Annotated in this window: 19 protein-coding genes and 1 pseudogene; 4 read left to right on the plus strand and 16 right to left on the minus strand. The window is 46.4% G+C overall.

Going from position 1 to position 24,177, the window contains the following annotated elements:
* Positions 1-11: 11 nt before the first annotated feature.
* The 6 genes from M654_RS21135 to M654_RS21160 form a co-directional block, all read right to left on the minus strand.
* Positions 12-1,025, minus strand: coding sequence for a 5-oxoprolinase subunit C family protein (locus M654_RS21135; RefSeq protein ID WP_026585944.1), 1,014 nt, complete (start codon positions 1,023-1,025; stop codon positions 12-14).
* Positions 1,022-1,756: a 5-oxoprolinase subunit PxpB gene (gene pxpB, locus M654_RS21140; protein WP_026585943.1), complete on the minus strand. Its 735-nt coding sequence runs from the start codon at positions 1,754-1,756 to the stop codon at positions 1,022-1,024. The genes M654_RS21135 and pxpB overlap by 4 nt, the downstream gene beginning before the upstream one ends.
* 69 nt (positions 1,757-1,825) lie before the next feature.
* Positions 1,826-2,632, minus strand: a complete 807-nt coding sequence (locus M654_RS21145) for a putative hydro-lyase (RefSeq protein WP_026585942.1) — start codon at positions 2,630-2,632, stop codon at positions 1,826-1,828.
* Entirely contained in the window at positions 2,623-3,765 is a 1,143-nt protein-coding gene (locus M654_RS21150) for an NRAMP family divalent metal transporter (RefSeq protein WP_236251291.1), read from the minus strand. Before M654_RS21150 ends, M654_RS21145 begins: the two co-directional genes overlap by 10 nt.
* A 93-nt stretch (positions 3,766-3,858) precedes the next feature.
* Complete coding sequence (gene pxpA, locus M654_RS21155) at positions 3,859-4,620, minus strand: 5-oxoprolinase subunit PxpA (RefSeq protein WP_026585940.1); 762 nt, start codon at positions 4,618-4,620, stop codon at positions 3,859-3,861.
* A 286-nt stretch (positions 4,621-4,906) separates the two neighbouring features.
* Positions 4,907-5,662, minus strand: a complete 756-nt coding sequence (locus M654_RS21160; protein ID WP_026585939.1) for a Cof-type HAD-IIB family hydrolase — start codon at positions 5,660-5,662, stop codon at positions 4,907-4,909.
* A 198-nt stretch (positions 5,663-5,860) separates the two neighbouring features.
* On the opposite strand from M654_RS21160, the gene M654_RS21165 reads away from it, so the two are divergent.
* Complete coding sequence (locus M654_RS21165; protein ID WP_026585938.1) at positions 5,861-6,580, plus strand: YrpD family protein; 720 nt, start codon at positions 5,861-5,863, stop codon at positions 6,578-6,580.
* A gap of 774 nt (positions 6,581-7,354) precedes the next feature.
* Here M654_RS21165 and M654_RS21170 read toward each other — a convergent pair.
* Positions 7,355-7,753: a 3-hydroxyacyl-ACP dehydratase FabZ family protein gene (locus tag M654_RS21170; RefSeq protein ID WP_026585937.1), complete on the minus strand. Its 399-nt coding sequence runs from the start codon at positions 7,751-7,753 to the stop codon at positions 7,355-7,357.
* A 102-nt stretch (positions 7,754-7,855) separates the two neighbouring features.
* On the opposite strand from M654_RS21170, the gene M654_RS21175 reads away from it, so the two are divergent.
* Positions 7,856-8,044 (plus strand): hypothetical protein, encoded by a 189-nt coding sequence (locus M654_RS21175; RefSeq protein WP_051290335.1) that lies wholly within the window; start codon positions 7,856-7,858, stop codon positions 8,042-8,044.
* A gap of 135 nt (positions 8,045-8,179) precedes the next feature.
* Here M654_RS21175 and M654_RS21180 read toward each other — a convergent pair.
* The 4 genes and pseudogenes from M654_RS21180 to M654_RS21195 form a co-directional block, all read right to left on the minus strand.
* A pseudogene (locus M654_RS21180) lies at positions 8,180-9,519 on the minus strand (ISL3 family transposase).
* A gap of 117 nt (positions 9,520-9,636) precedes the next feature.
* Positions 9,637-10,530 carry a DUF2268 domain-containing putative Zn-dependent protease gene (locus M654_RS21185; RefSeq protein ID WP_026585936.1) on the minus strand — a complete coding sequence of 298 codons (894 nt, stop codon included), beginning with the start codon at positions 10,528-10,530 and terminating at the stop codon, positions 9,637-9,639.
* A gap of 14 nt (positions 10,531-10,544) precedes the next feature.
* A complete protein-coding gene (locus tag M654_RS21190; RefSeq protein WP_026585935.1) occupies positions 10,545-11,291 on the minus strand; it encodes a MerR family transcriptional regulator in 747 nt (248 codons plus the stop codon).
* 290 nt (positions 11,292-11,581) lie between these two features.
* Complete coding sequence (locus tag M654_RS21195; RefSeq protein WP_026585934.1) at positions 11,582-13,219, minus strand: SLC13 family permease; 1,638 nt, start codon at positions 13,217-13,219, stop codon at positions 11,582-11,584.
* 228 nt (positions 13,220-13,447) lie between these two features.
* On the opposite strand from M654_RS21195, the gene M654_RS21200 reads away from it, so the two are divergent.
* Both M654_RS21200 and M654_RS21205 read left to right on the plus strand, forming a co-directional pair.
* Positions 13,448-14,113, plus strand: a complete 666-nt coding sequence (locus tag M654_RS21200; protein WP_026585933.1) for a GntR family transcriptional regulator — start codon at positions 13,448-13,450, stop codon at positions 14,111-14,113.
* 2 nt (positions 14,114-14,115) lie between these two features.
* Complete coding sequence (locus tag M654_RS21205) at positions 14,116-15,102, plus strand: glycerophosphodiester phosphodiesterase family protein (RefSeq protein WP_026585932.1); 987 nt, start codon at positions 14,116-14,118, stop codon at positions 15,100-15,102.
* A gap of 35 nt (positions 15,103-15,137) precedes the next feature.
* On the opposite strand, the gene cobA is transcribed toward M654_RS21205, so the two are convergent.
* The 5 genes from cobA to nirB (M654_RS21230) form a co-directional block, all read right to left on the minus strand.
* The gene (gene cobA, locus M654_RS21210) at positions 15,138-16,604 is read right to left on the minus strand and encodes a uroporphyrinogen-III C-methyltransferase (protein ID WP_035427856.1); all 1,467 of its coding nucleotides are present in this window, start codon (positions 16,602-16,604) and stop codon (positions 15,138-15,140) included.
* Between the two features lie 73 nt (positions 16,605-16,677).
* Positions 16,678-16,998: a nitrite reductase small subunit NirD gene (gene nirD / locus M654_RS21215; RefSeq protein ID WP_026585931.1), complete on the minus strand. Its 321-nt coding sequence runs from the start codon at positions 16,996-16,998 to the stop codon at positions 16,678-16,680.
* A gap of 23 nt (positions 16,999-17,021) precedes the next feature.
* Positions 17,022-19,442, minus strand: a complete 2,421-nt coding sequence (gene nirB / locus M654_RS21220; protein ID WP_026585930.1) for a nitrite reductase large subunit NirB — start codon at positions 19,440-19,442, stop codon at positions 17,022-17,024.
* Positions 19,443-19,556: 114 nt separating this feature from the next.
* Positions 19,557-21,716: an assimilatory nitrate reductase catalytic subunit NasC gene (gene nasC, locus M654_RS21225; protein ID WP_026585929.1), complete on the minus strand. Its 2,160-nt coding sequence runs from the start codon at positions 21,714-21,716 to the stop codon at positions 19,557-19,559.
* Position 21,717: 1 nt separating this feature from the next.
* Complete coding sequence (gene nirB / locus M654_RS21230) at positions 21,718-24,033, minus strand: nitrite reductase large subunit NirB (protein WP_026585928.1); 2,316 nt, start codon at positions 24,031-24,033, stop codon at positions 21,718-21,720.
* Positions 24,034-24,177 lie beyond the last annotated feature (144 nt).

Below are 24,177 nucleotides of genomic sequence, written 5' to 3' on the forward strand. Positions count from 1 at the left end.
ATCACACTATATCATAACATGTATTCAAGCTTTAAGCGGGCCGAAAGTTCGCTGATTTTTGTCTCCCTTTCAATATACATTCGTTCTGCATCATAGAGGCTGACTAGCTCAAACTTCACCTGTTCCCCCGGCATCATCTGGGCCACAGTGGATAAGTCGGTCGAAATGATATGGGCAATTCGCGGATACCCCCCTGCCGTCTGCCTGTCCGCAAGCAGCACGATCGGATTGCCGTCAGGCGGAACCTGGATCGTTCCGAAAGATACCGCTTCAGAAATCATTTCCAGCGGTTTTTTCAGTTCAAGCACTTCTCCTTGAAGACGGTAGCCCATCCGGTCGGATTTGGCCGTCACCCGAAAAGCCTCTTGGAAAAATCTTTCCTGTGAAGCTTCGGTAAAAGCGGTCAATTGCTCTCCTTTGATGACACGGATCACCGGGTTTTTCTTCAGGGGAAGAAAATACTTTTGATCGACGGCCCATTTTGGAGCCGCGAATCCTCTCTGATTCAATTGATCTTTCAACTTCTCCATCATTCTTTCCGATAAAGGCGTCAGTTCTCCGGCCGCCAGCAGGTCGCTTTTTTGCAAAGGTCTTCCCTTGTAGCCGCCGATTCCGGCCCTGACATATGTGCTTTTGCTGTCCATCACGGAAGGGACGGCGATTCCCCCGGCAACGGCCATATACGCGCGGCTTCCCCGTTTGCACATTCCGAATGTCAGGACGCTTCCTTCCTCAACCAAGACCGGTCTCCACAGCGGTACTTCTTCATCATTTACAGTCAGTGAAAAGTCCGCTCCCGTAACCGCGATCAGGGCTCTTTTCTGAAAGCGGAGGGACGGCCCCGGGCCCATCAGCGTCACTTCAAGCGCCGCTTCATTCTCACTGTTTCCTGCAAGCATATTGGCAAGGCGCAAAGAGTCGGCATCCATTGCTCCGCTGACAAGGACGCCGTATTTTTGATAGCCGGTGCGCCCTAAATCTTGAACCGTCGTCATCAGGCCCGGCTTTAAAACTTCGATGCTCAAGCTTCTCCCTCCTTCAACCTGTTGTACTCCTCTTCAGTCACACTGACAAATTTGACAACATCTCCCGCTCTTAAATAACTTGGAGGCTGCTCATAAGGCCTGAATAACTCAAGAGGTGTGTTGCCGATCAGCTGCCAGCCGCCAGGTGTAGATAATGGATAGACACCTGTCTGCATGCCGGCGATTCCCACTGAACCTGCCGGAATCGCTGTGCGCGGAGAAGACCGCCGCGGTGCGGCGATTTTTTCAGACATTCCGCCCAGATAAGGGAATCCCGGTGCGAAGCCGATCATATAAACGAGGTATTCACCCGCGGTGTGAATGTCAATCACTTCTTCAGGAGTCAGACCGTTGATCTTGGCCACTTCCTCCAAATCAGGGCCGAAACTGCCCCCATAGCATACAGGGATTTCAACCGTGCGTTTTTCTGCGTTTTCTTCTAGCGTCAGCTCTTGGAGGTTTTTTTTGATGAGGGCTTTTACTTTTTCAAATGGAGAATCAAAAGCCGGATCGTTCTTGATCAGTTGATATACTGCAAATGGACGATAGAAAACGGTCACGCTCGTAAATGCCGGCACACATTCAATGAAGCCTGGAAACGGATCGCTTTCAATCTGTTTTGTTAAAGCGCTTGCCAACCGCTGGATCTGTTCATCAATATCGGTTCCAAGCTGAATGATCACCGCAGAATCTCCGAGCGGCTCTATTTTTACATCTGATAAACTGTTCAATTCTACACCACCTTGCCTTTATCCCCAAAATCAAAAATCAATACAGAGCAAATGGCTCTGTATTGATCGCTATAAAACACCAAACTGTTCATCACGCACATCCGTGATCAGCATGTGACCCGGCGCATGTGTGATCATCAGCTCCGGCTTCACATGCATTGCGACCGCTTGAGGCGTAACACCGCAAGCCCAGAACACCGGAACTTCCCCTTTATTTATTGTCACCGCATCACCGAAATCGGGAGTTGGGATGTCTTGAATACCGATAGCTTCAGGATTGCCAATATGCACCGGGGCTCCGTGAACGGCGGGAAACCTTGATGTCACCTGAACGGCCCGCACGACCTGCTCCTCCGGAATCGGACGCATACTGACGACCATTGGCCCTTTGAACCGGCCCGCCGCAACACAAGGGATATTCGTTTGATACATCGGAACATTTCGCTTTTCTTCAATGTGTCTGACGGGAATTCCATTATTCAGTAAGGCTTGCTCAAATGTGAAGCTGCAGCCGATTAAAAAACCGACCATATCCTCCTCCCACAATGGCGAGATATCCGTGACTTCGTCCGTTAATTCACCGTTTTTGTAGACGCGGTACTTCGGAAAATCGGTGCGGATATCTGCGCTCGGCGCTACGATTGCCGGAATGGGAGAGCCCGGTTCTGTGACATCGAGAATCGGGCACGGCTTTTGATTCCGCTGGCAAAACAGCAGAAAGTCAAAAGCAAGCTCCTTTTTTAAAATAACCAAGTTTGCCTGAGTGTAGCCCCCGGCCATGCCGGCTGTCGGTTCGGACAGTCTCCCCTGCCGAATCAAGCCGCGGACTTCTTCCGGGCGCATCATTTGTAAATTTCGCAATGAAATCATCCCCATAATTTTGGAATTTCATTGATCAGTGTATAGCCTCCCATAATCGCCATCACAATTACGACGATTATGCCGGGAATCGTCAGCCAAACCGGATGTCTGTAATCGCCGACAACGTTCTTTTTATGGGCGCCGATTAAGAGGGAGCCGAGTGCGATCGGCAGGATCAGCCCATTTAGAGCACCGGCAAGAACGAGCAGGTTGACAGGCTTTCCGATTGTTATAAAGCAAAGCGTTGAAATCACAATAAAAGCGATAATAATGACGTTCGAATTTTTTTCGATTTTCGGCGAAAACGTTTTAAAGAATGAAACCGATGTATAAGCGGCGCCGATAACGGATGTTACAGCAGCCCCCCACATGACGAGACCAAAGATTTTATAGCCGACATTTCCTGCGGCAAGCTGGAATACGGAAGCCGGCGGGTTATCAGGATTAATCTGCAAGCCTTTCGATACAACGCCGAGGACAGCCAAAAAAAGCGCGATCCTCATGATAGATGTAATTAAAATGCCGGAAACAGAGCTTTTCGTCACTTCAGGAATGGAATCTTTTCCTTTCACACCTGCGTCAAGCAAACGGTGTCCGCCGGCAAACGTAATGTATCCGCCGACCGTTCCGCCGACAAGCGTGACAATTGCAAGAATGTCGATTTTATCAGGCATCACCGTTTTTGTGAGCGCTTCGCCAACGGGCGGTCCCGTCGTGACAGCGACATACACGGTTAACAAAATCATGACAAAGCCCGCAATCAGCGTAAACCGGTCCATCGCTTTACCCGCTTCTTTGATGACGAAAATAAGAATGGCAATGACGGCGCTGATAATGGCTCCTGTCTTTGGTGAGATTCCGAATAAAACCTCAAGCCCGAGACCCGCGCCCCCAATGTTTCCGATATTGAAGGCAAGCCCGCCGAGGACGACGAGGAAAGCGATCACATAGCCGAGACCCGGAAAGACAAGGTTGGCGATTTCCTGGCCTCTTTTTTCAGAAACAGCAATAATTCTCCATACGTTCGTTTGAGCGCAAATATCTAAAATAATCGATACCAGGATGACAAAACCGAAACTTGCGGCCAAACTTTGGGTAAATACTGTTGTCTGTGTAAGAAAACCGGGTCCGATTGAGGACGTGGCCATTAAAAATGCCGCTCCCAATAATAGTGTCCAGTTGCTTGAAGCGGCCTTCGTTTTTTGTTTTGCTTCAAATTGTATTCCTCCTTTTGTCGGCAATCATGTTGAGAATGCTTGTACTTTTATATCTGATAATTCCAGTTCACGGCGGATTTTTTGCGCAAATTGAAGCGCATGCGCACCATCGCCGTGAATACATACGGTATCTGCTTTCAGACTGACATCCGCTCCCTGCAGACTGCGGACTTTTCCTTCCTTGACCATACGGATGACTTGAGCGACCGCTTGATCATCGTCTTGAATCAGCGCGTCATCCTGCAGGCGGGAGGTCAATGTCCCGTCTTCCTGATATGTACGATCGGCGAACACTTCATGAGCCGTTTTCAAACCGGCTCTTTCCCCGGCGAGTACGAGCTCGCTTCCCGCCAATCCGAACAAAATCAGCTCGGGGTCTGTGTTATAGACGGCTTGAGCGATCGCATCCGATAATTCCCTGCTTTTTGCCGCCATATTATAAAGTGCACCATGCGGTTTAACATGCTGCATGTTGACACCTTCTGCTTTTAAAAAGCCGGACAGTGCGCCAATTTGATATACCACGAGATCATATGCTTCATCAGGTGTAATGGCCATATTGCGGCGGCCAAATCCCGCCAGATCCGGAAGTCCGGGGTGAGCGCCGATTTGAACGCCTTTTTCCGCCGCCATCGCCACGGTTTTCCGCATAACACCCGGATCTCCGGCATGAAATCCGCAAGCCACATTGGCTGATGTGACAAATTCGAGAATATCCTCGTCCAAGCCTATTTGATAGGCGCCAAAACTCTCTCCGAGATCACAGTTTAGATCCACTAGATTCATGTTAATCCCCCCTGTTTATTGATGCCGCAATTCGCCGATTTTTAGTATATCCCCTTTTTGTTCCGATTTTCGGAACCTTTATTCCGAATAATCAAACTTAACATAGATTATAACAGGGATTTACCGTCTTGGCATCATATTGTTAAGAAACCTGACATATGTCCTAATCATATACCGGCCGAAAGGGCGCTATCATAAAGGATTTTCAGGATATTTTATTTTTCGAAATTTTTTATTTCTAAATAAAAAAGAGCCTGTCCGGCCCTTTTTTTCATATATTCATCCTCTATGACAATACCCAATGTCTGATCGCTTTTGCGACACCATGTTCTGTATTGGCATCCGTAATCCAATCAGCTGTTTCTTTGACGATGTCCTGGGCGTTTCCCATGGCGACACCCAGCCCCGCTTCTTTGATCATGGCGATATCGTTTAAACTGTCGCCAACCGCCATCACATGTTCCATTGTAAAGCCGAGGCGCTCGCAAACCTTCACCAAAGCCGCCGCTTTATTGATGCCGATGGCGTTGACTTCGATATTGGTCGGGCTGGAGTTGGTGACTTCCAGTTCCTTGTTTTTTTTCAGCTCCTCGAGCACCCGGTTTCTGACTTCGTCATCCGGAATGTCAAACCCGAATTTCAGCCATTCATACGACTGTATATCATCAGGAAACTCGCCTCTCCACACTTTATCGACGCTGGCCGCCCAAAAATCGGTTTGATGTGTATTGCGCAAATCCCACATCATCTGCACATGATCGGGGTGAAGCAGCTGGCGTTCAACCAGCTGAAAGGAAGAATCCCAGATTTCACTGCCATTAGCCGTGATCAAAAATGAAGACAGCTCCAACGACTCCGCCAATTCGCGGCACGTCATCAGCGTCCGTCCAGTGCTGAGCACGACATATACCCCTTTCTCTTCGGCTTCTTTAATCGCTTTTCTGTTTTCATCTGAAATGGTCTGCTCATCGTTCAACAACGTCCCATCCATATCCAATGCCACTAGCTTCACATCGACTCGTTCTGTTTGATTGACTGACACGATATTAAGATACCTCCAGTTTTTATAGGCTTCTATCTATTCTAATATAAAAATCGGCCAGGACAAAGAAATCGTTAAGTCTATTCACTTGGATAAAGATGTTATCATCTTGTCAAATTATTCTAAAAAAATAAACGTAAGCAGCGCTACAATAAGAATTGATCGTGCAGTCCATCAGGAAAATCGGAGGTCATATTGATGAAAAAAGTATTGATAGTGGTTGCAATCGGTACAGCCGTTTTGTTCGGAACCTGTTCAGCAGGTATTCCAGGACTTCCCGGCGCACACGCTCAAGTCGCAAAAGCAGCCAACAAACTGCCTAAAGGAATCGGGGGCCGCGCCTATTTGAACAGCACAGGTTCGATTTTTACTGCAAAAATCCAGCTTCCTAACACAATGAAAGTCTCTAACGCAACTGCTTATATTTATTCGGGCTTTCGTGCAGTCAATGGAACTGAAGCAGATATCGGTCTTCAGTACAGCAGCACCTATAACATCTGGAAACCGGTGATGAAGGTCGGGGCAAAAAATGAGGAAACCTATATTGAAGGGAAGGAACAATTTACATACAAAAAAGGCTTCCGTCCTGGCAGCACAGTGCAAATGACCATCTATAAAAACTTGAATGGCAATACACGAGCTACATTTTGGGGAACAAACAACCACGGCTATACCGGACGCATTATCGCGGAAATCAAGGGATCAAACATCGGCTCCATCTCGAAATGGAAAACACTCGCCACCGCAGCCGTCTCAACTGAAAGTCAGCGATCCGCCATTATCGCGAACTTTTCAACCTCTTTCACTGGGATCAAGATCGATCATAAAACGGTCACACCTGTTGTGGACATTGAAGACTGTGCAACGGTTAACGCTTCTGCCGGCAGTGTCAGCATAACCGTCAAGAAAACGAAATGAACAATAGCGCCGAGCAATGCGGCTCTTAAACAATCTAAAACAAAAAAATGGTGAACTGCCTTACGCGGTTCACCATCTATTTGTCGGGACATCCCCTAATATCCTGTTATCCAAATGTAAGCTAGCATATAAAGCAGACTTGATAATATGAAATATATCGTTGTTGGAATCGCTTTTTTCTTAGAGCCATCGTATTTATGATTCATGAATAACTCAAAAGAAAATATGTTCAATACCATTAAAATAAACAATATCAAAGTAGAATATACATCTCGTGTACGATACAAAAGAGTTAAACAGGTGAAAAGTGCAATAGGAGTAAAATTAACAGTCAGTTGGTATCTTTTTAAAACAGGCTTTGGTTTGGACATGCAAGCGAACCTAGGTCATAAGCTGTTGCCATGCCAGTGCCGACTGCCCAACCTGCTGTCCTGATGCTCCTAATAACACTCCAGCCCAAGCGCTACAACCCAAAACCAAAGACAACGTGACGACAGTTAATTTAAATTTTCTTTTTGAAAACAAAACATCATCCTCTAGTCTAAGATTTAATAAGCTGAAACCCCAATACAGAATTCCACCATTTTAGTAACAAATGTCATTTTATCATATATTTTAAAACTACAAAACAGATTAAAAAAGAGGAGGCACAATGCCCGCTCCTGTATTTTGCAATCATGTTATTCTCAGCAATCAGTCATCACTTGAAAAGCTTCATTTGCATCCTCATCTGTCTTCCTCTTCACATGATCACCGTTTTCAGCATCCCTTGATTCACTTGCCGCTCTCCATAAAGATTCCCAGCTCAGCTTCCGCTACTTTTGTTCCGTTAACAGAGGCCATTCCTTTTCCGAATAAAAATCCCCGTTTATAACGGGCAACTTCAAAATACAGATCAAGCTTGTCTCCCGGAACCGCCCTGCCGATGCATTCGGCTTTTTTCACAGAAGAAAGAAAGCCGAGCCCAGTGCTGTCTTCCTGTGCGGTAAATGCAGCAACCTGAGCGAGAGATTCAACCATGATGGAAAATGGCATGTCCTGTTGGCTCTCCGTGATAAACCAGTCATTTTCCGTGATCAATTTATACCCTCTCGCCCATTTTCCCGGCTCAGTATCAACAATGCAGTCGACAAATAAAAATGGATATTGATGCGGCAGTCCAGACTTGTTCACGCTTATCATCCTTTTTTATCATGATTATACCGCAATTTGGTTTATTTCTCCTGTATTTGCATCAACCTAAATATGTTGATCCGAAAAAAGGAGGCACTTCCATTGAAAAGCGCAAACCCTTATCTCTTTATTGAGAATTGCAAGGAAGCGCTCAGCTTCTACCAGGAGACACTGGGCGGAGACATTCAAAATGTGCTGCTGGCCGATGACATCGAGATGTTTAAAGGAGATGAAGGAAAATTATCTGCACGCCGAACTTCATCTCGGAAACAGCATCATCCATTTTTCTGATGTGTTCGGAAAGGAGAACAGGGATATGCTGAAAAGCCATCGAAAACAAATTGCGGAGGACATTGGCAGACTGCAGGCCAATTTAGAAAAAATCGATGCCAAAGTCGAATATTATGAGTCTCTTCAAAAAGAGGGTTAAAATATACCCTCTTCCATAGCCTTCGTCAGGGTGGAAAAGTCAGCACCATAAATTTCTTCATAGACCCATTCGTAACCAGTTTGTAACCAACCTGGGAATTGATCAGGTAATATTTTTCCGAAAGTAACTTCAACTTCTTTGAATTTCTTTTTCCTTTTAACTTTACGATAACCCTGAGTAAATAAAATCTTTGCTCTAAGGGCTTCAAAAGAGTAACCTCGACCAACGTGGTTCATTGTCTTAATTAAACGATTCAAGGACTCTGTATAGGCGTTTGTAATGGAGAACTAAAATAGTTGAATATCTCTTCTTCCCAATTACTCATTGACTTAATAAGATCTTCAAAATAGGTCATTAATTCTTTAGGAATATTTGAAAGCCAATTTTGGTATAGTTTATAGGCTTCGTTGATTGATTCAGCTTCATAGATGTCAAAGAATTGTTCTTTAAGCTCGTATGCTTGTCCCAGTAACGGGAACATATCAGTCCATACCTGCAATTTTATTTGATCGTCGAAGTCATTAAGGTCTTTACGCCTTGTCAGAAGCACATAACGGTCTCTCATGAGTTGCCTACGCTCTTTGGCTGACACATTTTGACGGTTAGCCTTTCGTATCTTTTCCAAGGCTTCATTGGCTAATTTAACAACATGAAACTTGTCAATTACAATTTTGGCATGTGGTATCACTGTATTAACAGCACTTTTATAAGGATTCCACATATCCATTGCTACAAATTCAATTTTATCAATGTCTTGGAGCTTTGAGAGGTAACTGATAACAGTATCTTTATTACGTTTTCGTAAAATGTCAGTTACAGACTTGTTTTCAACGTCTGTAATGACACAACGATAATTTTTGAGTAGATGGACTTCATCAATACCAAGCCATTTTGGAGTTCTAAAGTCTGTTTGTGCTTCAAGCAATGTAACGTAGTCATTAAAAATGTTTCGGACAGTCTTTTCATCGACACCAATCTCATCTGCAACACTGGTGAAGGTTTTTTCAAGACTTACTTGTTGAATCCATTCTATAAGTCTATTAGTGACTGATCGCCCATCATCTATATCTGGTAGGCTTTCAAAGAATGTAGCCCCGCATTCCTTACATTTGTACCGTTGTCTTTTAACGAAGATCCCTACTCGTTTTGCGTGCATCGGCAAATCAAAGAATAACTGCTCCTTTTTACCATGCTTGTATAGATTAGCAACCGTACCACATTTTGGGCAGTAAGAAGAGGGTGGTAAAGTAGTCTCTACTAAGAATCTATAATCATATTCACTCTCCTTCATATCAAGAATCTTAAAACTTGGTAGATTGAGCATATTGGTTGTCATTATTTCATTTCCTTTATTGTATTGATTATTTTCCAATAAGAATCATTTATGAATTGCTGTTAAACAAGAAAAGCATTACTAAATTGTAATAGTAATGCTTCATAGTTAAAAAGGCTATTAGGAAAACAGTTCACAATTGTTTAGTATTTCCTCTGCACTAAGTAAGGTAGCTTCTCCTATCCCCACATTATTGGCTTTCATGAAGGACTGTACTGCTTGGTATCCTACTGTATATCCCGCAAACGGTGATAACCCAACAGGTTGATACCCCTGTTCTTTTGCAACGGTGTCACCAAACATATAACTGCTAACCTCTGCAAATCCTTTAACATTTAACGCATCTTTTATTATTTCGATTGAGTATTCTAAGTCCTCTTTATCAAAAGAAGTAACCCAAGGACCTAAAAGGTCTTCTCCATAAAGCTCTTTTGCAAATGACTCTGCTAAACCTTCTATAATTAGGTAATCTCCAACTGTAACGTTACCATGATCCCAATCAAAATAAGAAAAACGGATATTATGATGAAATTCATGTGCAATGACAGCAGGGATTTTAGGAACATTATAGGAGTTAGGGAAAATTGACACTTGAATAAATCCTGGAATTCCCCCAAAGCCACAATAACCTTTTTGTAATTCGAGCTTCTTTGGATCAGCTATATACATTCCAAATTTCAATTCATCAGTATTTATTTTTAAGTTATTCTCCTGTATAAAATCAGCACAGTGATTCAAGGTATCATATGCCGTTTGAAGAGCTTGAATCTCCTTTAAATTCTCTAACGCTATCTTTCCAATTTCGTTTTCCGTTATATCAAGATACCCAAGCATTTTTGTAGCCATTATTACGTCATATCCATTAGGTTGATTGGCTTTTAAAGGAACATTAATGGTATTCCACATTTTTTCAAAAGGTTTCATCATAGAATACCGAAAGTAGTTTTCTTTTTCTTTCTCCATAGAGAACAACTTTTCATATTGCTCGATTGTATTTTCGATTACTATTTTCATTGCTACCACCTTTGTTATTTTTGATTATCTGAATAGACTTTCATCGCTTCGCTCATAAAATTAGCTAATCCATGACCATATTGATCAATGTTTTTGGTAAATCGTTCATCGTTAATATAGAGTTGACCCAATCCATAAATGGCATCAGGAGAGTATTTGCCAAAGTTTTCATTTAAAAAGTCATACCATTCTTTAATTGTTACTTGTACTTCTTTAGATTTGGGAGATTGATCACGAAGGAGTGCAAGTTTATTGAAAATCATATCCCACTTTTCAGATAAACCTTTATGTTCATCTTTAGTCATTCTCTCTAATTTAGCATTAATCTTGTTGACAGGTTGATCTCCCCAACGCTTGCGAGCCTCTTTCTCATATTGGTTATGATTAAAGTTAATCCCCTCAAACCTCTCTTCGTTTGTCATTTGAATTTCTCCCATCATATGTTTAATCGTTTTATCAATGGTTTCTATCATTTTATCGACTCTATTCCGTTTCTCGATCAACATTTTTCGTTGTAAGATTAACGCTTCCTGTCGATTAAACGACGGACTATTAATAATCCTTTTAATTTCCTTTAGGGAGAAATCAAGCTCTTTGAAAAATAAAATTTGTTGTAACTTTTCAAGATTTTCTTCCGAATAAAGCCGATAGCCAGAATCGGTGATTTCTTTTGGAGTCAATAATCCAATCTGATCATAATGATGTAGTGTACGAATACTTACTCCAACCATTTCAGCTACTTCTTTTACTTTCATATCCATCTTTTTTGCACCTCCTTCAACTGCTACTATAAAGTATTACGCAACGTAAGAGTCAATAGTTAGAGGATATTATTTTTTATGCGATTTTCTATATGAATGGGGAAATTGTTTACCTTTAGACAAGTTTTGAATGAGGAGATTTTGCATATGGGATTCCACACTATTATCCGATTTATGGTATGGTAGGTGTTATCTATTTAAAATTGGGTATTCTACACGATAATCCGAATACCCCAAAAAGAAAAAGACAAACACGAATAAAGCCGGGCTTATGTCAGCCCGGCTTTTGTTTACCGCTTCAACTGGTCGGGAAAGATGGTCAGATCGACTCCCCACAGGTGAGGAAGGATATAGAACACAGCTCCGACAATTAATATCAGTGTGAAGATGTTAATGATAAATCCCGTCCTGACCATTTCGCTGATTTTTATTTTTCCCGAAGCGAAAATAATCGCATTCGGCGGTGTCCCTACAGGAAGCATAAACGCGCAGTTCGCCGCCATCGCCGCAGGCACCATCAGCGCAAAAGGATGGACGTTGAGCGCCAGCGCAAGCGACGCCAGCACCGGCAGAATCATCGTGGCCGTCGCCGTATTGGATGTGATTTCAGTCAAAAACAGCACCAAAGCCGCTGAGACGACGACGATAATAACAAAATTAAATCCGTCTAATATTGTCAGCCGTCCGCCGATCCACTCGGCCAAACCCGTTTCTTTAAAGCCTGTCGCAAGGGCGAGACCTCCGCCGAACAACAGGAGGATGCCCCATGGCAAGTCTTTTGACACCGTCCAGTCCAATACCCTTCCGCCTTTATTCAATGATGGAATGAGGAAAAGCAGTGAAGCTGCAAAAATTGCGATCATCGTATCAGAAATGCCTGGTATGCGATCGTCCCATAAAAATGTTCTTGTCACCCACATAAACGCGGCGAAGCCGAACACGAGCAGCACCATTGTTTCTTCAAAGCTGATCGTTCCAAGCTTTCTTTTTTCTTCAAGAATCAATTCTTTTCCGCCCGGCAGCTGTTTCATTTTGATCGGGTGGGCGACCTTGGTCAAGTAAAGCCATACCGCCACAAGCAAAATCACAACAACCGGCACGGCAAAGGCCATCCAGCCGGCGAAAGAAATTTCCGCTCCGTACAGCTTTTGAATATTGGCCGCCAAAATAATGTTCGGCGGTGTACCGATCAGCGTTCCGAGTCCGCCGATCGTTCCCGCGTACCCGATGCTGAAGATGAGGGCCTTGGAAAATTTCTCTTCCTCGCCGGCGAAATCTTTTCCTTCGGATTTCATAACCGCAGACACCTGATGGATAATGGCCGTTCCAATCGGCAGCATCATCATCACCGCGGCCGTGTTGGAGACCCACATCGACAAAAAGCCTGTCGCCGCCATAAACCCAAGAACAATTCTTGATGTGCTTGTGCCGACGATGGATATAATGTTGAGCGCGATCCGTTTATGCAGATTCCAGCGCTCCATGGCAAGGGCAATCAGAAATCCCCCTAAAAACAAAAACACAATCGGATCGCCATAGCTTGCTGTGACAGCATCTCCTTCCAGCGCTCCCGTCAGCGGAAGCAGCACAATCGGCAGCAGGGATGCTGCAGGAATCGGCACGGCTTCGGTAATCCACCAAACCGCCACCCATAATGTGGTCGCCAAGACCATTCGGCCTTCATAGCTCAACCCTTCGGGAAAAAAGAACAAAATAACGGCGAAAAACAGTGCAGGGCCAAGCAGCAAGCCGATTTTTTGCGGCGTTTTATAGCCTGGCGGTTTCTCTTCCCGCGTGAGCTGATCCGCCTTGAACGGCAATCCGGCATCCTTTCCGGATTTGGCGGGTACGGAGAACATCAGCAGCCTTTTGGCTTCCCTGTGTGACCTCCAAAGCATATCCCAAGCTGATGCAACATTTGATTTCATTAATATTTCCCCCTTCCCTTCTATCAATAAAGCGCTTACAATAGTAATCAATGAACAACCCGCCGACTGTCGACAGGTATAATTTAAGTATAACGGACACGGAATAGCAGTCAACACTTTTTTGTCACAAATTGATCAAGATTATGGAAATATAAGGTTGAAGGTTTTTGAAGATTTTTGCTAGACTATTAATGATTTCGGCAGTGAAAAACAAACGAGGTGAACAGCGTGAAATTTTCCATACAGCGTGCAGTCTCTTACTATGATCAAGTCCACCATTATTTAAAAGACATGATTATAAAAGGGGAATATCAGCCAGGGGAACGAATCTATGAATCGCAAATTGCCAGAGAACTGGAGGTAAGCCGCAGCCCTGTCAGAGAAGCGATTCGGACGCTTGAACAAGAAGGCCTGCTTTTCGTTGACGACAAATCGAGAATAACCGTATACGAGCCGACAATCAAAGACCTGGAGGATATTTATCAATGCCGCCAGGCGCTCGAATCACTGGCCGTAAGCTTGGCGACGCGCCTTGCATCCGCTGAAACCCTTGACCTTATAGCCGATACATTGCGCGAAGCGAATCACCAATTTGAAAAGCAAAACGGGGAATCGGCCAATGCCCTGCTTCACTTGAATACGAAGTTTCATGATTTGATTATAGAAGCGAGCGAAAATGTACGCCTGCAAAAGCAGCTTCTCGATTTGCGGTCTCTCACCTTTTTTTATCGAAGCAAAAACCTTGAAAAACGGGAGCGCAGTTTGGACATCATCGGCCAGCATGAGGAGATTTTTAAGCATATGCGGGACAGAAACCAACAAAAAGCGGCCGAGTCGATGAAAAGGCATATAGAAGCTGACCTTGATTATTTAAAAACCGTTTTGTTCGGTTAGCCATGAAAAAGGGCAGAAAGCGTTTTAAGAGAAAAGCTTGGTGGATGGTCCTCTTATTCATTACCTTTATCTATTTCAACAATTCTTCTTTTCTCGCAAACGACCGAAGCGGAAAGCCGGTGCTGCTGGCGCATCGGGGACTGTCACAGACCTTTCCGATGGAAGGGGTTGAAAGCGATACATGTACGGCAGAGCGGATTGACCGGCCTGAACACTCTTACCTTGAAAACACATTGCCGGCAATGGAAGCAGCTTTCCGGGCCGGGGCCGATGTTGTAGAACTTGATATTAAGCCGACAAAAGACGGACAATTCGCCGTGTTTCACGATTGGACGCTCGATTGCCGGACAAACGGCACAGGGATGACAAAAGATTATACAATGGCAGAATTAAAAAAGCTTGATATCGGTTATGGCTATACCGCCGATCATGGAAAAACACATCCTTTTCGCGGCAAAGGCATCGGCCTTATGCCGTCCTTCACCGAGGTTCTCGAACATTTTCCAAATCGCGAGCTCCTCATTCATATCAAAAGCCATGACCCGAATGAAGGGGTTCAGCTGGCCAAAATACTCGACAGCCTCCCGCGAAAACGGCTCCGCAAGCTGACTGTATACGGCGGCGATGGACCGATTGCAGCGTTAAAGAAAACGCTTCCTGAGCTTAGGGTGATGTCAAAAAAAACGATGAAAGCCTGTCTCATTCGATATATGTCTGCCGGATGGACGGGGTACATTCCGGACGGTTGCAAACACACACAGCTGCACATTCCTGAAAAAGTTGCGCCCTTTTTGTGGGGATGGCCGGACCGCTTTTTCAATCGGATGGATAAAGCAGATACGCGGGTGATTGTGACAGGCGGAAGCGGACTTGGTTTTTCAAGCGGATTTGACACGGTTGAAGACATCAAGCGACTGCCTGAAGATTACACAGGGGGAATCTGGACAAATCGGATTGACCGGATTGCGCCTTTATACGGGAAACCATAACAAACAGCAGAAAGCAGGGGAATTCCCCTGCTTTTTTACCGATTTGCGATAGATACTTGCGGTCTGGCAGTATTCAGCTCATGTAAATAGTCTTCCAGGGGGACATCCTCTCCGAGCACATGAACGAGCTTAAATCGAGCCTCGATAGCAGCTCTTTCCGCTTCATGACTGAGGCAGACAGCATGGATATGATCAATGGCATCGTCAGGCGATATCCCGATCTCTTTTGCCTCGCTCATGAAAAGCTCGACACATTTCCGATTCGCAAACAGGATGATGTCGATGGGAAATTCATTGATTTCCCTTTTCATCATCGAGGTGAAGCGGTTATCGATCATCTGCTCATGTGTGATAAACGTCTCGCATTCAGGATGCGGTTTTGCTTCAACCGCCTGAGGGCTGCCGATCAATAAACATCTGCCTGAATCGGGCAAATCTTTCTGCTGGTCAGCCATAAGCCCCCGTTCTTGGAGTGCGGCTTGGACAAGCGGCTCTGATGCGTAAAGCCGGGCGCGAATCCGTCTGATATCGATTTTCAGGGCGTTCAGCCGGCTAAAAAACAGACGCACCGATTTCTGTGATGTAAACAGGATGCTGTCAAAGCGGTCGATCCCGTTTAAGACGGCATCATCAGCGGCCGTTTCAAGCGGTTTCCACCTGGGCCATTCCATGACTTCAGCGCCCTGTTCCCGCAGAAGGCCGGTCGGCAAGTGTTCTTCTTCTCCGCTTTGCACGGCCAAAATATTCATCCCGATACAAGGCTTTTCCTCAAACCAGCTGTGCTGCCGGAATGAGATGATATCGCCGATGACGATGATCGCAGGATTTTGAATATGATGCGCCGCGATTTTTTCCCGGATGTCGCCCAATGTTCCTTTGACGCTTCGCTGACGGCCCCATGTGCCCCATTGGACCACCATCACGGGAACGAAAGGGGACTTGCCGTTTTTGATCAGCTGCTCGCATATATAGCCGAGGTTTTTGATACCCATATAAAAGACGAGGGTTTGAACGCCTCTGACAAGGCCTTCCCAGTCCATATCTGGTTTGCCTGACTTGTCATGAGCGGTCACGACAGCAAAGGATGAAGCAAAATCGCGGTGGGTCACAGGCAATCCGGCATACAGAGGCGCCGCGATTCCAGAGGTAATCCCAGGCACCATTTCGTACGGGATGCCGTGTTCAGTAATGGCGGCCGCTTCTTCGCCGACTCTGCCGAACACGCTGGGATCCCCGCCTTTCAGCCGGACGATATTGAGACCTTGTAAGCTTTTTTCGATCAGGAGTGCGTTGATTTCACTCTGCTTCATATAGTGCCGGTTTGGAAGCTTTCCGCAATAGATGAATTCACACGTTGCTTTTGCATGCTCAAGCAGCCGGGGGTTAACCAGTCTGTCATACAAAATAACGTCGGCCGACTCAATCAGCGCCTTCCCTTTCAATGTGATCAGCCCGGAATCTCCCGGACCGGCTCCCACAAAAAATACTTTCCCATTCCCCATCAACTGTCATCCTTCCATCTGCCGATTCTGTGAATGCGTCCGCTGGCCGTGTAAGCACAAACCAGCCATCAACTTAATATACGATAAACAGGTCTTCCCCTTCAATCACTGTCTCATATGTCTGGATGCAGCCTGTATCCGGCTCTTGAACTTTTCCGTCTTCAAGGCTGATCTTCCAGTCGTGCATTGGACAGAATACGAATTCGCCGCTTACCATTCCTTCGGCAAGCACCCCTCCTTTGTGGGGGCAGCGGTTTTCAACCGCGCGGACGCCGCCGTTTGAAAGCCTGAAAACCGCGATTTCCTTTCCTTCAACAACCACTGTCTTTCCGAGCTGATTCGGCAAATCGCCGACCTTTGCCACATATACCTTTGTTAAGCCTTTGTTCACCATGCGAATTCCTCCTTAAGGATTATTTAAGAAGTGACGACATTTTCAAAAAGCTGCTTCGTTGTCTTTTCATCTTCCAAAAAGTTCTTCCACGGATCTTTGTGGACAGACAGCGCTTCATTCATCCGGTCATTCAATTCTTTGCGTTTCTCTTCATCATTCAAGACGGACTGGACATGGGACAGGCCGACCCGTTCGAGCCATGCGGACGTCCGTTCTAAATAGTTGGCCGTTTCTCTGTAGTATTGGAGATAAGCGCCTGTGATTTCAATGACTTCCTCAGACGTTTTGACTTTCATCAGCAGATCGCCGGCGCGAAGATGTGTACCTCCGTTTCCGCCGACATAGATTTCCCAGCCGCCGTCAATGCCGACGACACCGAGATCTTTGATGCCGGATTCGGCACAGTTTCTCGGACATGCCGAAACCGCCATTTTAATTTTGTGAGGGGTGTAAAGGCCTTCGAATTTTTTCTCAAGGTCGACCCCGAGAGCCATTGAATCCTGCGTTCCGAAACGGCAGAACTGTTCACCTACACATGTTTTTACCGTTCTGAGCGTTTTGCCGTAAGCAAATCCAGAAGGCATATCAAGATCAGCCCATACTTTCGGAAGGTCTTCTTTTTTGACACCGATCAGGTCGATCCGCTGTCCGCCCGTCATTTTCACAAGAGGAATGTCATATTTATCGACGACATCGGCGATGCGCCGCAAATCGTTCGAATTGGTGACACCGCCATACATCCGCGGGACGACGGAATATGTGCCGTCTTTTTGGATGTTGGCATGCATCCGTTCATTGACGAATCGGGATTCTCTCTCATCTTCGTATTCTTTCGGATTGATCATGCCAAGATAGTAGTTGAGCGCAGGGCGGCATTTGGAACAGCCTTCCGCCGTTTTCCAGCCGAGCACATTCATAACTTCTTTCGTATGTGTCAAACCTTTCTCTTTGATTTCTGCCACCACTTCATCTCTGGACAGGTCGGTACATCCGCAAATCGCTTCTTTTTGGGCGGCTGCGTCAAAGTCTGAACCGAGCGTATGCTGAAGAATCTCGGCCACAAGCGGTTTACAGCCTCCGCATGAACGGGATGCGCCCGTGCATGACTTGATTTCATCCACTGAAGAACAACCCTGCTCTTTAATGGCCTGCACGATCATTCCTTTTGAAACACCGTTACAGCCGCAGACGATCTCATCATCGCTCATGGCCGCCGTGATGCTCATGCCTTCCTCCTGATTCAAAGGCTGCAAGATTGAAACTTTGGAAGTTTCTGAAATGTCTGCTCCTTTTTGAATCATCGAAAACAGCCTGTTTCCTTCACTGCTGTCGCCGAACAATACGGCCCCGATGATTTGATTTCCGCGGAGCACGATTTTTTTATAGATGCCATCCTGTTCGTCAAACACCTTGAGCGCTTTTTTGCCTTCGTCATCATCCTCATTGAAGTCGCCGGCAGAGAACACTTCGACTCCGGAAACCTTTAACTGTGTTGACAAAACAGAACCTTCATACGGTTTCGTCTCAACGCCGCAGATTTTTTTGGCCATTACTTTGGCCTGCTCGTAAAGAGGAGCGACAAGTCCATAGGCAATTCCTCTATGTTCGGCGCATTCCCCGACGGCGTATATGTGAGGGATTTCAGTCTCCATATAATCATTGACGATCAGCCCTCTGTTGACAGGGACGCCGCAGTCTTTTCCAAGCTGAACGTTCGGCTTGATCCCGACCGCCATGACGACTAAATCTGCCTCAAGCGTTGATCCGTCTTTGAATTTCAATCCTTCTACACGTTCGTCTCCGCAGATTTCTTCCGTCTGCTTTTCAAGCAAAAACGTCATGCCCTGTTTTTCCAATTCTTTTTGCAAAAGGCGTCCCGCTGTCGCATCAAGCTGACGTTCCATCAGATATGGCGCAAGGTGGATGACGGTGACGTCCATACCGAGGTTGAGCAGCCCGCGCGCCGCTTCCAGACCGAGCAGTCCGCCGCCGATAACAGCCGCTTTTTTGTACGTTTTCGAAGCCTCAAGCATGACATCGGTATCCTTGATATCACGAAAAGCTGTCACACCTTCTTTATCCACCCCGGGCAATGGCAGGATGAAAGGGAGAGAGCCGGTCGCCAAAATCAATTCATCATACGGCTGAACCCTGCCGGAGTCAGTCGTTACCGTTTTGGCTTCAGGATCGACTTTGACAACCTCTTCACCCGTATATAGCTGAATACCGTTTTCTTCATACCAAGCCCAATCATTCAGTGTAATGTCTTTTACGTCCGTATCTCCCTGCAGCACCTTGGAAAGAAGAATCCGGTTATAGTTTGGATGCGGTTCTTTTCCGAAAATCGTAATCTGGAATTGGTCGTTTGAAATGTTGAGAATCTCTTCGATGGCCCTGACCCCGGCCATACCGTTCCCCACAAGAACCAGCTGCTTTTTTTCCACTATGATCCTCCCCTTTTTTTAAACAATTCACGCGATCGTCCAAAAAATGTATTTCATCTACATCTTTAAAACTATCACAAATTATATTTAATTTTGTTAACTTTTTATGACTTTTTATGACAGTTTATTCACAATTTTGTCATCAGCAGGGCGAATGCGGACAGAAGTGACCTTAAAACCCGGCATTTTGCAAGACGGGTCCAAATCTTCCGCCACCAGACTGTTCACATTTTGCGAATCGGCCCAATGCATCGGTACAAAAACGGTGTCCGGCCTGATCGACTCTGACCATTTGCTTCTGACGACCATGCTCCCTCTTTTTGATTCAACCTTTACCAAAACGCGGTCTTCAATCTTATACTTGGCCGCTGTTTTCGGATGGATTTCCATAAATGATTCAAAGTGCCTCGCCCTGAGCGCAGCGCTTTTTCTTGTCTGCACACCTGTTAAATAATGGGACATCACCCTTCCCGTCGTTAAACAGAGCGGGTATTCTTCAGTCGGCTCATCTTTTTTGACCGCCGGTTCATTAGGGACGACACACATTTTTGCTTTTTTGTCCGGATGGGCGAATTCCGTTGCAAACAGGCGCTCTGTCCCCGGGTGCCCCTGTTCGGGACAGGGCCATAAAATGCCGCCTTCCCGTCTGAGCCTGTCATAGGTGATGCCCGAATAATCGGCGATTCCGCCACGGCTTGCTCTCCGCAGTTCATTAAAAATCTCCTCGGCAGATTCATAGGAGAAAAAGCGGCCTTTTCCTAAAATCTCAGCAATGTCGCAAATGATTTGCCAGTCATGCCTCGCTTCCCCCGGGCAAGGCTTTGACGCCTCTCTTAATGTGACCCTGCCTTCTACGTTTGTCATCGTCCCTTCGTCTTCAAGGTAGGACGAAGCGGGCAAAATGACATCGGCCAGCCTTGCCGTCTCTGACATAAACAGGTCAACGGCTGCAAAAAACTTGAGCTGTTTTAAAGCGGCTTTGACGAAATTGGCGTTCGGGCTGGATACGACAGGGTTTGAACACATGAAAAACATGCCGGTGATCCCACCCTCATGAATTTTTTTCATCATTTCGTAAGCGGAGACTCCTTTTCGCGGCAGCTCATCTTCCGCGATTCCCCAGACATCTGCTATATAGGCGCGGTGTCTTTCGTTTTCAATGGAACGGTATCCGGGAAGCTGATCCGCTTTCTGGCCGTGTTCCCTCGCTCCCTGTCCGTTTCCTTGACCGGTGATCGCTCCGTAGCCGCAGCCGAATTTGCCGATCTTCCCAACTGATATTAGAATATTCAGTAAATTCCTGACAGCCGCTGTTCCATCTGTCTGCTGTTCAACTCCTCTTGCGGTAAACAGCATCCCCGTTTCCTCGCGGGCGAATTTCACGGCAGCCTTTCTGATCTGATCGACCGGCACACCGGTCTTTTCTGATATATCCGCCAATGACAATGAGGTCACATAGCGCTTCACATCCTCAAAGCCTTCCGCCCTCTGCCTGATGAATGTCTCATCTGTCAGCCCTTCTTCTATAATGATCTTCAGCATGCCGTTTGCAAGTGCGGCATCTGTCCCGGGCTTGATGTTCAAATGCAGATCGGCGATGCCCGCCGTCGCCGTTTCGCGCGGGTCAATGACGATGATGTAGGCTCCGTTTTCCTTCGCTTCTTCAAAGTAAGGCATGATCGTCGGCTGGCATTCGGCAATATTCGTCCCGGCAAGGATGATGACTCTCGCGTGGGGAATTTCGGAAAGCGCATTTGTCAGCCCCCGGTCCATCCCGAAGGTTTGATTGGCTGCCGTGGCCGCGGCTGACATGCACAGCCTGCCATTATAGTCTATATGCTTCGTTTTCAAGGCGACGCGGGCGAATTTACCGAGCAGATATGCTTCTTCGTTTGTCAGTGACGCGCTTCCGTAGACACCTACGGCATCACAGCCGTTTTCACGTTGAATGTTTGTCACTTGCTCCCTGATGTATTGAAGCGCTTCTTCCCACGATACACGCACGAACTCGCCGTTTTGTTTGAGCAGCGGATGTGTGATGCGCTCCGGATGGAATGCATGCTGATGGGCGTTCATTCCTTTCATGCATAAGCGCCCCTTTGTCGTCGGATTGTCTTTCCCAACCGCACTGTACTTTTTCCTGGTCACAATCGTTTGTTCGATGAGCTGTATTTTGCATTGCATGCTGCAAAACGGGCATTGCGTGTCATACGTTTTTTCCGCTTGCACTTCCTTCTGCTTTTCGCGAAAGTATTTCAATAATAATTCTGTCACTTCAGATCAGCCCTTTTATCATTTCTTGCTTCAGCAGCCGTTTCTCCCCTTCAAGCCGTTCGATCAGCTGCCTTCTGAGTCCGTTGTCAAATAGAACTTCCCGAATATGAATGATGCCGGCGCGTTCGATCCATCGCCCGATGTCTTCAAGATAATTCGCTGTTTCCCGGTAATACTGCAGAAAACCTTTAATGAAGTCACCCGCTTCCTCCAGCTGATCGGTCACAAAAATCAACTCCCCGGCAGCAGCGTTCGGTCCTCTTTGACCGCCGGCGTATATTTCCCAGCCCATGTTCGCCTTCAGAATGCCGATATCCTGTACCGCTGCACGAATACAATCATCCCGGCATGCCGATATTCCGATCGAGACCTTTGCCGGAATCAGCAGCGACCCGGCCGTTTTCTCCAAATCGGCAGCCGCTTTATGAACCATCTCCATATGCCCGCAAGTGCATGCTTTCACAGCGGCGATTGTCTGTTTCTCCTGCGGGACAACCGGCAAGTGGAGCTCTTCTTTTATGCTTTGGAGATCCTCCTGTCTGATCCCTGAGAGCCTCAATCTTTGATCATGTGTGATAAACACCTTGGGAATCTGATATTTTTCCATCACGCCGGCCAGCCGTTTCAGCTCATCTGCACTTGTCAGACCGCCGTACATTTGCGGAACGAGCGAGCATGTGCCATCTTCCTGCTCCTGTGCCTCCGCCAGGAGACCCTCATTGACCTCCGGCCTGATCATCCTTAAATAATAGTCAATCGCCGGCACGCAAACAGAGCACCCGCTGCTCTTTTTCCACCCCAGAGCCGTGATGACGTCCTGAACGGAAGAAAGATGCTTCATCTGTATTTCGTTCACGACTTCATCTTCCGTTAATGATGTGCAGGAGCACATCGCTTGTTTCAGCGTCTGCTCCTCAAATTGCTGGTCTGCAGCCACAGCCAGCAATTCTTCTATTAACGGTTTGCAGCCTCCGCAGGAGCCGGAAGCCTTTGTACAGCGCTTCACATCGTCGGCCGTTTTTAAACCGCGGACGCGGACGGCCTCGATGATCGTTCCTTTTGTAACCGCGTTGCATTGGCAAATCGTTTCCCCAGGCGGCATGGAAGCGACTGAGCTTTTTTCATCCCCCGCTTCAAACAACGCTTTTTTTATAACTGAAATATCCCTTTGTTTGACGATGCTTTCCAGCAGCTTCTCTTTGCCGCTGGTATCCCCGTATAAGATCACACCGGCCATTTTGTCGGCTTGAAACACCGCCTTTTTATAAATGCCGGCTGACTCGTCTATCAGTTTGATAGCGGTTGTCGTTTCATCTTCTTTGATTTTGCCTGCTGAAAATGCGGCGATGTTTGAGATTTTCAAGGCTGTGGATTGAACGGACCCTTGATAGCCGCCGCATGCCAAACCGCAAATATGCTTTGCCAGCACTCTTCCCTGCTCATATAAGGGATTAATCAGACCGTAAACCGTTCCATTATGCTCCGCGCACTCCCCGACGGCATAAATGTTTGGAACATTTGTCTGCATATAGTCGTTGACAATGATGGCTTTGTTTACTGAAATGCCGCTCGTCTTCGCCAGCGCGACATTCGGCCTGACGCCGGCCGCCATGACGATCAGATCGGCGCGGGTCTCCGTCCCGTCTTTGAACCGCACCCCCTCGGCGCGTTCTGCTCCCAGAATCTCTTCCGTATCTTTTTCTAAAAGAAAATGAATGCCTTGGCGTTCTAGATCATTCTGGAGCATAGTTGACGCTGGGCGATCAAGCTGATGTTGCATGATATAGGAAGAATGATGAATCACTTCAACATCCATGCCTAAATTCGCAAGCCCTGAAGCCGCCTCAAGTCCTAAAATGCCGCCGCCGATGACGGCGGCTTTTTGGTACCGCCTTGATGCATCTATAAACGCCCGGCAGTCTTCAATCGTCCGAAATCCGTACACCCCTTCTTTGTCCGCACCCGGAACCGGGAGGATAAACGGGGAAGAACCTGTTGCGACAATCAGCTTGTCATAGGCGATTTGACGGTTCTGATCAGTTGCCACCGTCCGGTTTTCGGTATTGATCATGACAGCCGTTTCTCCGGTATAAAGAGTTATCCCGTTCTCTTCATACCAGCTGTGGGTGTTCAGGAAAATATCTTCCATTCGAGCCTCGCCCTGAAGAACGGAAGACAGCAAAATCCGGTTGTAATTCAAATGGGGTTCGCTTCCGATAATGACGATCTCAAACCCGCTTTCAAGCTTTAAAATCTCTTCAATCGCACGAACCCCGGCCATGCCGTTCCCTATTAAAACCAGCCTCTGTTTCCCCATGTTCTCCCCTCCCCTCTGTGATTATTATTCCACATTGCTTCGCTAAAGCGTTCAAACCTGTGATATTTCCTGACAAAGGAATTTCGAAACAGTGCGGTTTTACTATTTCCCAATCAGGTCATGCGAACTAAAAAAATACCATTT

Source organism: Bacillus sp. NSP9.1 (genome assembly GCF_000465465.2).
Classification (GTDB): domain Bacteria; phylum Bacillota; class Bacilli; order Bacillales; family Bacillaceae; genus Bacillus; species Bacillus sonorensis_A.

Excerpts from the sequence above, each read along its gene's own strand:
- M654_RS21145 (WP_026585942.1), bottom strand. The coding sequence starts at position 2,632 with ATGGGGATGATTTCATTGCGAAATTTACAAATGATGCGCCCGGAAGAA.
- M654_RS21150 (WP_236251291.1), bottom strand. The coding sequence starts at position 3,765 with ATGGCCACGTCCTCAATCGGACCCGGTTTTCTTACACAGACAACAGTA.
- pxpA (WP_026585940.1), bottom strand. The coding sequence starts at position 4,620 with ATGAATCTAGTGGATCTAAACTGTGATCTCGGAGAGAGTTTTGGCGCC.
- M654_RS21165 (WP_026585938.1), top strand. The coding sequence starts at position 5,861 with ATGAAAAAAGTATTGATAGTGGTTGCAATCGGTACAGCCGTTTTGTTC.
- M654_RS21185 (WP_026585936.1), bottom strand. The coding sequence starts at position 10,530 with ATGAAAATAGTAATCGAAAATACAATCGAGCAATATGAAAAGTTGTTC.
- M654_RS21190 (WP_026585935.1), bottom strand. The coding sequence starts at position 11,291 with ATGGATATGAAAGTAAAAGAAGTAGCTGAAATGGTTGGAGTAAGTATT.
- M654_RS21195 (WP_026585934.1), bottom strand. The coding sequence starts at position 13,219 with ATGAAATCAAATGTTGCATCAGCTTGGGATATGCTTTGGAGGTCACAC.
- M654_RS21205 (WP_026585932.1), top strand. The coding sequence starts at position 14,116 with ATGAAAAAGGGCAGAAAGCGTTTTAAGAGAAAAGCTTGGTGGATGGTC.
- cobA (WP_035427856.1), bottom strand. The coding sequence starts at position 16,604 with ATGGGGAATGGGAAAGTATTTTTTGTGGGAGCCGGTCCGGGAGATTCC.
- nirD (WP_026585931.1), bottom strand. The coding sequence starts at position 16,998 with ATGGTGAACAAAGGCTTAACAAAGGTATATGTGGCAAAGGTCGGCGAT.
- nirB (WP_026585928.1), bottom strand. The coding sequence starts at position 24,033 with ATGGGGAAACAGAGGCTGGTTTTAATAGGGAACGGCATGGCCGGGGTT.